This window comes from Micromonospora saelicesensis (assembly GCF_900091575.1).
Lineage (GTDB): Bacteria > Actinomycetota > Actinomycetes > Mycobacteriales > Micromonosporaceae > Micromonospora > Micromonospora saelicesensis.
Map to the genome: position 1 here is coordinate 315,335 of NZ_FMCR01000008.1, position 7,687 is coordinate 323,021.

Here is a 7,687-nt window from a genome sequence, read left to right on the forward strand (position 1 = left end):
CGCACGACCGCTCAAGACCACCCAGAGCGGGACAGATCCTTCGCTTCGTCTTCTCCCGGGAGTACACGCACCGTGGCCGACCGACTGATCATCCGTGGCGCGCGCGAGCACAACCTGCGTGACGTCAGTCTCGACCTGCCCCGGGACGCACTCATCGTGTTCACCGGGCTGTCCGGGTCGGGCAAGTCGAGCCTGGCCTTCGACACGATCTTCGCCGAGGGGCAGCGCCGCTACGTCGAGTCGCTCTCGTCGTACGCCAGGCAGTTCCTCGGCCAGATGGACAAGCCAGACGTCGACTTCATCGAGGGTCTGAGCCCGGCCGTCTCGATCGACCAGAAATCCACCTCGCGTAACCCGCGTTCGACCGTCGGCACCATCACCGAGGTCTACGACTACCTGCGTCTGCTCTACGCCCGCATCGGTGAGCCGCACTGCCCGGTCTGTGGTGAGCGCATCTCCCGGCAGAGCCCGCAGCAGATCGTCGACCGGGTCCTCGCGATGGCCGAGGGCACCAAGTTCATGGTGCTCGCCCCGGTGATCCGTGGTCGCAAGGGCGAATATGTCGACCTCTTCGCCGAGCTGCAGGCCAAGGGCTACGCCCGGGCCCGGGTCGACGGCGTGGTGCACCCGCTGACCGAGCCGCCGAAGCTCAAGAAGCAGGAGAAGCACACCATCGAGGTGGTGATCGACCGACTCACCGTCAAGCCGAGCGCCAAGCAGCGGCTGACCGACTCGGTCGAGGCTGCCCTGGGCCTGTCCAGCGGCCTGGTCCTGCTCGACTTCGTCGACCTTCCCGAGGACGACCCGGACCGCGAGCGCCGCTACTCCGAGCACCTGGCCTGCCCCAACGACCACCCGCTCGCCATCGAGGATCTCGAGCCTCGGGTCTTCTCCTTCAACGCGCCCTACGGCGCCTGCCCGGAGTGCACCGGCCTGGGCACCAAGAAGGAGGTCGACCCCGAGCTGCTGGTCCCCGACCCGGAGCGCAGCCTGCGTGAGGGCGCCATCCAGCCCTGGTCCACCGGGCACAACCTGGAATACTTCCTGCGCCTGCTGGAGGCGCTCGGCGAGGCCCAGCACTTCGACATCGACACGCCGTGGCGGGCGTTGCCGGCGCGGGCACAGAAGACGATCCTGCACGGCTCCGACGACCAGGTGCACGTGCGCTACCGCAACAAGTACGGCCGTGAGCGCTCCTACTACACCGGCTTCGAGGGCGTGGTGCAGTGGATCGAGCGCCGGCACTCCGACACCGAGTCCGAGTGGTCCCGCGACAAGTACGAGGGCTACATGCGCGACGTGCCGTGCGCGGCGTGCGGCGGTGCCCGGCTCAAGCCCGAGGTGCTCGCTGTCACGTTGGCCGGCAAGAGCATCGCCGAGGTCTGCAACCTGTCCGTGGGGGAGTGCGCCGACCTGCTCGCCGGCATCGAGCTGACCGACCGGCAGAAGATGATCGCCGAGCGGGTCCTCAAGGAGATCAACGCCCGGCTGCGGTTCCTGCTCGACGTCGGCCTGGACTACCTCTCCCTGGACCGCCCGGCCGGCACGCTCTCCGGCGGTGAGGCACAGCGCATCCGGCTTGCCACCCAGATCGGCTCCGGCCTGGTGGGCGTGCTCTACGTCCTCGACGAGCCGTCGATCGGGCTGCACCAGCGCGACAACCACCGGCTGATCGAGACCCTGATCCGACTGCGCGGGCTCGGCAACACGCTCATCGTGGTCGAGCACGACGAGGACACCATCCGCACCGCCGACTGGATCGTCGACATCGGGCCGGGCGCGGGTGAGCACGGCGGCAAGATCGTGCACAGCGGCTCGGTGCCGGCGTTGCTGAAGAACAAGGAGTCGATCACCGGGGCGTACCTGTCCGGTCGGCGGTCGATCCCGACGCCGACGGGCCGCCGTCCGCAGGATCCAGCCCGCGAGCTGGTGGTGCACGGCGCGCGGGAGCACAACCTGCGCAACCTGACCGTCTCGTTCCCGCTCGGCCAGCTGATCGCGGTCACCGGGGTCAGCGGCTCGGGCAAGTCCACGCTGGTCAACGACATCCTGTACGCGGTGCTGGCCAACCAGATCAACGGCGCCCGGCTGGTGCCGGGGCGGCACACCCGGGTCTCCGGCCTGGAGCACGTGGACAAGGTCGTCGGCGTGGACCAGTCGCCGATCGGCCGGACGCCGCGCTCCAACCCGGCCACCTACACCGGCGTCTGGGACCACGTCCGCAAGCTCTTCGCCGAGACCACCGAGGCGAAGGTGCGCGGGTACGGCCCGGGTCGGTTCTCCTTCAACGTCAAGGGTGGGCGCTGCGAGGCGTGCTCGGGTGACGGCACCATCAAGATCGAGATGAACTTCCTCCCCGACGTGTACGTCCCCTGCGAGGTCTGCAAGGGTGCCCGGTACAACCGGGAGACCCTGGAGGTGCACTACAAGGGCAAGACCGTCTCGGACGTGCTGGAGATGCCGATCGAGGAGGCCGCCGAGTTCTTCTCCGCCATCCCGGCCATCCACCGGCACCTGAAGACCCTGGTCGACGTCGGCCTGGGCTACGTCCGCCTCGGTCAGCCCGCGCCGACCCTCTCCGGCGGTGAGGCGCAGCGGGTCAAGCTCGCCTCCGAGCTGCAGAAGCGCTCCACCGGGCGGACTGTCTACGTGCTCGACGAGCCGACCACCGGTCTGCACTTCGAGGACATCCGCAAGCTGCTGATGGTGCTGGAAGGGCTGGTCGACAAGGGCAACACGGTGATCACCATCGAGCACAACCTCGACGTGATCAAGACCGCGGACTGGCTGATCGACATGGGTCCCGAGGGTGGCCACCGGGGCGGCACCGTGCTCGCCACCGGCACCCCCGAGGAGGTCGCCGAGGTGGCCGAGAGCCACACCGGCGAGTTCCTGCGCCAGGTGCTCAAGCTCGACGGCAAGGCCAAGGGTGCGGCTGCCGCCACCACCCGGGCCGCCAAGGCCAACGGCGTGACCAAGGCGCGGGCCAGCCGTAAGGTGCCGGCCGCCGCGCGCTGACCTCTCTGTGCGTGTACGCGGGGCGGGGCGGGTCGTCAACCGACCCGCCCCGCCCCATTTGCCGGGTCGGACGAGTGCCGCGATGAACCATCCGGCACAGTTGCCCGTGTGGAGAAGTGTGGCCGGCTTTCGACCGGCAGCGGGCTAGAGAGAGGCGAGGCATGAGTGACGATCAGGCGCTGACCGGTCCGGGTACGCAGACGCGTCGTACCCTGCTCACCGGCGTCGGGGCGGTCGGCGCGGCCGTTGTCCTGGCTGCCTGCGGCAGCGACGACGGCGGGAACGGCAGCGGCAGTGACGCACCCACCAGTGGTGGCCCCGCCGTGCCCAGCACTGGCGACGCCGGCGGCGGCGACCGGCAGAATGCCCAGTCCTTGGCCAGCACCGCCGACATCCCGGTGGGTGGTGGCAAGATCCTCGCGGCTGAAGGCGTGGTGATCACGCAGCCGAGCCCGGGGCAGTTCAAGGGCTTCGACCCTATCTGTACGCACCAGCGCTGCCCCGTGTCGAATGTTGACGGCGGCACCATCAACTGCACGTGCCACTTCAGCAAGTTCTCGATCGAGGACGGGTCGGTCAAGGCTGGTCCAGCTACCAAGCCGCTCCCCGCGAAGCCCGTCAAGGTGGTCGGCGACCAGATCTCATTCGCCTAATAATTGACTCTAGTCGGAAACGCAGCCGGCGAGGCTCTCCTCGATGAAGCCGTGGATGAATTCTCGCTGAAATTGAATATGTTGCCGTGGCGCCAGCATTAATTGTCGTTGTGGTCGACCGTGTTCGTCGAATGTGCCCCAGGCCCGCCTCTGGCCTGGGGCACATTCTCTCTATCGGAGCGGGCCCAGAGGGTTCCGTCCGGTCAGCGCGGGAAGCCGGGCGGCGGGGTCGATGGCAGACAGACGGCCTGGCCGTCCTGAATAACCCCGCAGTACGGGCCGTAGCCGCGGTTGCCGGCGGGGACGCCGACCCAGTTGTTGTGCGTGACACTGCGGGTGGTGCTTGCCAGCACCGAACCGCCCGGCTGGCTCAGCAGCCGGAGGGTGATGCTCCGGGTGACACCGGTCGTGTTCTGCGCGTTCGCGGCGGCAGTGCGGCTGGTCCAGTTGTAGGAAACGCAGACCTGCCCGAGGGTGTTCGGCCGGCAGACCTGGTAATAGACGTCCGCGTGGGCGGGCAGCGCCGGCAGCAGCGACGCGGCGGCCACCACGCCGACCACGCCGACCCGGCCGAGCCAGGGCCGCCGCCGCGCGGACGTGGTTTCGCTTGCGCTGACGATCTCTGACATCTCGTCCCCTTCCGCTGGATGCCCGCGGACAAGGCAGGGCATCACTCTTCGGATTGCAGGATGCAGTGCCAGGGAGAGGTGGTCGATGCTCCGGTCGCGCACGTTTTGACAGGTGAATCTGTGGAACGCGTCAGGCATCGATTGTCCCCCGTGGACACCGAACCCATCAATCGCTTCGGTGATCAAAACCTACCGAGTTGCAGATGCCGTTGTCAATGTGTGCATTGATTGAGGGTGATGTGGATGGCAATCGGTTGGAGTTATGCGACGGCGGCCTCGTGGACGTGCACGGTCCCAAGCGCGGCATCCGTAATGGTCGGCCCTGCGGTGCCGTCCGCCCGTCGAACCGGGCGGCGAGGTCTGCTGTGGGGGCGGACGCAACGACGTCGATGTCGCTGTCGCCGAGCGGTCGGCGGGGACGATCTGGGGTGTCGGGGCCGAAGGCTAGTCTCGGAGTGTGGCTGACCCCTCGACCTACCGCCCCGCACCCGGCACCATCCCGGAGCTTCCGGGGGTCTACCGCTTTCGCGACGGCACCGGCCGGGTGATCTACGTCGGCAAGGCCCGAAATCTGCGCAGCCGACTCAACTCCTACTTCGGCGACGTCTGGAACCTGCACGAGCGCACCCGGCAGATGGTCACCACCGCCGAGTCGGTGGACTGGATCACCGTCGGCACCGAGGTCGAGGCGCTCCAGCAGGAGTTCACCTGGATCAAGCAGTACGACCCGCGGTTCAACGTCCGCTACCGCGACGACAAGTCGTACCCCTATCTCGCTGTCACCCTCGACGAGGAGTACCCCCGGCTGCAGGTGATGCGCGGTGCCAAGCGCAAGGGCGTGCGGTACTTCGGTCCCTACTCGCATGCCTGGGCCATCCGGGAGACCCTCGACCTGCTGCTGCGGGTGTTTCCCGCCCGGACGTGCTCCGCCGGCGTGTTCAAACGCGCCGGCCAGGTCGGTCGTCCCTGCCTGCTGGGCTACATCGGCAAGTGCTCGGCGCCGTGCGTCGGCACCGTCTCCGCCGAGGAACACCGGGCCATCGTCGACGGGTTCTGCGACTTCATGGCCGGGCGCACCGACACCATGGTCCGCAAGATCGAGCGCGAGATGACCGAGGCGAGCGAGCAGCTGGAGTTCGAGCGGGCCGCCAAACTTCGTGACGACGTGGCCGCGCTTCGCCGGGCCATGGAGAAGCAGACCGTGGTGTTGGGCGACGGCACCGACGCCGACGTGGTCGCGTTCGCCGACGACCCGCTCGAGGCGGCCGTGCAGGTCTTCCACGTCCGCGACGGTCGGGTCCGCGGCCAGCGCGGTTGGGTGGTGGAGAAGACCGAGGATCTGACCACCGGGGACCTGGTGCACCACTTCTGCACCCAGGTGTACGGCGGCGAGCACGGCGAGGCCGACGTGCCCCGGGAGCTGCTGGTCCCCGAGCTGCCCGCGGACGCCGACGCGCTGGCCGAGTGGCTCTCCAACCACCGGGGCAGTCGGGTGTCGCTGCGGGTGCCGCAACGTGGCGACAAACGCTCACTGATGGAGACGGTGGAGCGCAACGCCAAGGACGCGCTGGCCCGGCACAAGCTCAAGCGCTCCGGTGACCTGACCACCCGGGGCAAGGCACTGGACGAGATCAGCGAGGCGCTGGGCATGAGCACCTCGCCGCTGCGCATCGAGTGTTTCGACATCTCCCAGATCCAGGGCACCGACGTGGTCGCCAGCATGGTGGTCTTCGAGGACGGGCTGCCCCGCAAGAGCGAGTACCGGCGGTTCATCGTCCGGGGCGCCACCGATGACCTCTCCGCGATGTCCGAGGTGCTCCGTCGCCGCTTCGCCCGCTACCTGGACGCCAGGGCCGAGACGGGCGAGGTGGGCGTGGAGTCGGCCGACGACTCGGCCGCCCCCCAGGACGCGGTCGAGCCCCAGGTCGGCGTCCTGATCGATCCGACCACCGGCCGGCCCCGAAAATTCGCGTACCCGCCACAGTTGGTGGTCGTCGACGGCGGCGCCCCGCAGGTCGCGGCCGCCGCGCAGGCCCTCGCCGATCTGGGCATCGACGACGTGGCCCTGTGCGGGCTGGCCAAGCGGCTGGAGGAGGTGTGGCTCCCGGACGACGAGTTCCCGGTCATCCTCCCGCGTACCTCCGAGGGCCTCTACCTGCTGCAACGGGTGCGTGACGAGGCCCACCGGTTCGCCATCACCTTCCACCGGCAGCGCCGCTCCAAGCGGATGACCGAGTCGGCGCTGGATCACGTACCCGGCCTGGGCGAGGTGCGTCGCAAGGCACTGCTGCGGCACTTCGGCTCGCTCAAGCGACTCTCGGCCGCGACGGTCGAAGAGATCACCGAGGTGCCGGGGGTGGGGCGGCGAACCGCCGAGGCGATCCTGGCCGCCCTCGACGAGGACCCGAAGGCCGGCGACGGCGCCGAGGCGAAGCCCAGCACCTGAGCGCTCTCATCGCGCCCGGCCGGAGGCGCAGCCGACCGGCCCACGCTGACTGTTTTCGCCCGCCCCACGCGCCCCCATGATCGTGCTCGATCCTGGATGTAGTGGCCTCGTGGCGCGGGGAGGGGCCTGTTTCCTGGATCAAGCACGATCTTGCGGGACGCGAGGTTCCGTACGGCGCGCTGCCGACCGATCAGCGCCGCGCTCTGCCCCGGCCTCGGACCGGCCCGGGGCGGACGAACGGGGCACACCGGCATGATCCACTCGGCTTTCATGGTGTTGGGGCATCCTCGGCGCCCGGACACCGCGACTTTCAGGAACCCGAGTGGATCGCGCCGTCATGGCCTCCGTGTCGGGTTCGCCGGCCAGGCCGGGTGGGTGTTTGTCGGGTTGCGTGTCGGGTGTCGGGTGGTCGGGGCCACCCCGGCGGCGGAATCGGCGGCCGGGCCGGGTCGTTATACCTGGCAGACCACCGCAACAGACCGAGTCATGCCGCGGCGGCCCCGCCCGAGCACCACAACGGCCGGGCACGGCAGCCGCCGGGAACACCCGCCAGGCCTCCCCGGTTACACCCCCCGAACGGCCGAGCACCACAAGCCGGGCAGGGCAGCCGCCGGGAACACCGGCCAGGCCGCCCCGGTTACACCCCCCGCACGGCCGAGCACCACAGGCCGACCCCCCGCAGGTAGGCGGAATGACCCGCCACCGCGAACGGTTACAGCCTGTCCCGACGCCGACCCCCTCGTCGCGGGTCACCGGGCAGGACCCCTCGAACTTCCCCCGCACCACCACCCACCCCCCGAGGTGGTGCGGGCACCCCCGATGCAGAGGAGCACGCCATCATGCGTACCGATCTGATCCGTAAGACCGCCCTGACCGCCGCCGGGCTCGCCTTCACCGGCGGCGCCATCGCCGGCCCCGTCACCACCGCCTTCGCCGCACCC

General features: G+C 69.3%; 4 protein-coding genes. 3 read left to right on the top strand and 1 reads right to left on the bottom strand.

From position 1 onward, the window contains the following. Positions 1–72: 72 nt before the first annotated feature. Together uvrA and GA0070561_RS29860 are read left to right on the top strand one after the other, a co-directional pair. Entirely contained in the window at positions 73–3,018 is a 2,946-nt protein-coding gene (gene uvrA, locus GA0070561_RS29855; RefSeq protein ID WP_091408018.1) for an excinuclease ABC subunit UvrA, read from the top strand. A gap of 161 nt (positions 3,019–3,179) precedes the next feature. Continuing rightward, positions 3,180–3,671, top strand: coding sequence for a Rieske (2Fe-2S) protein (locus tag GA0070561_RS29860; protein WP_091408020.1), 492 nt, complete (start codon positions 3,180–3,182; stop codon positions 3,669–3,671). Between the two features lie 203 nt (positions 3,672–3,874). On the opposite strand, the gene GA0070561_RS29865 is transcribed toward GA0070561_RS29860, so the two are convergent. Further along, positions 3,875–4,300: a hypothetical protein gene (locus GA0070561_RS29865; protein ID WP_091408022.1), complete on the bottom strand. Its 426-nt coding sequence runs from the start codon at positions 4,298–4,300 to the stop codon at positions 3,875–3,877. A gap of 457 nt (positions 4,301–4,757) precedes the next feature. Here GA0070561_RS29865 and uvrC point away from each other — a divergent pair, with 457 nt between their 5' ends. Beyond that, on the top strand, positions 4,758–6,746 hold the full coding sequence (gene uvrC / locus GA0070561_RS29870; RefSeq protein WP_091408025.1) for an excinuclease ABC subunit UvrC: 1,989 nt from the start codon (positions 4,758–4,760) through the stop codon (positions 6,744–6,746). The last annotated feature ends 941 nt before the right edge of the window (positions 6,747–7,687 follow it).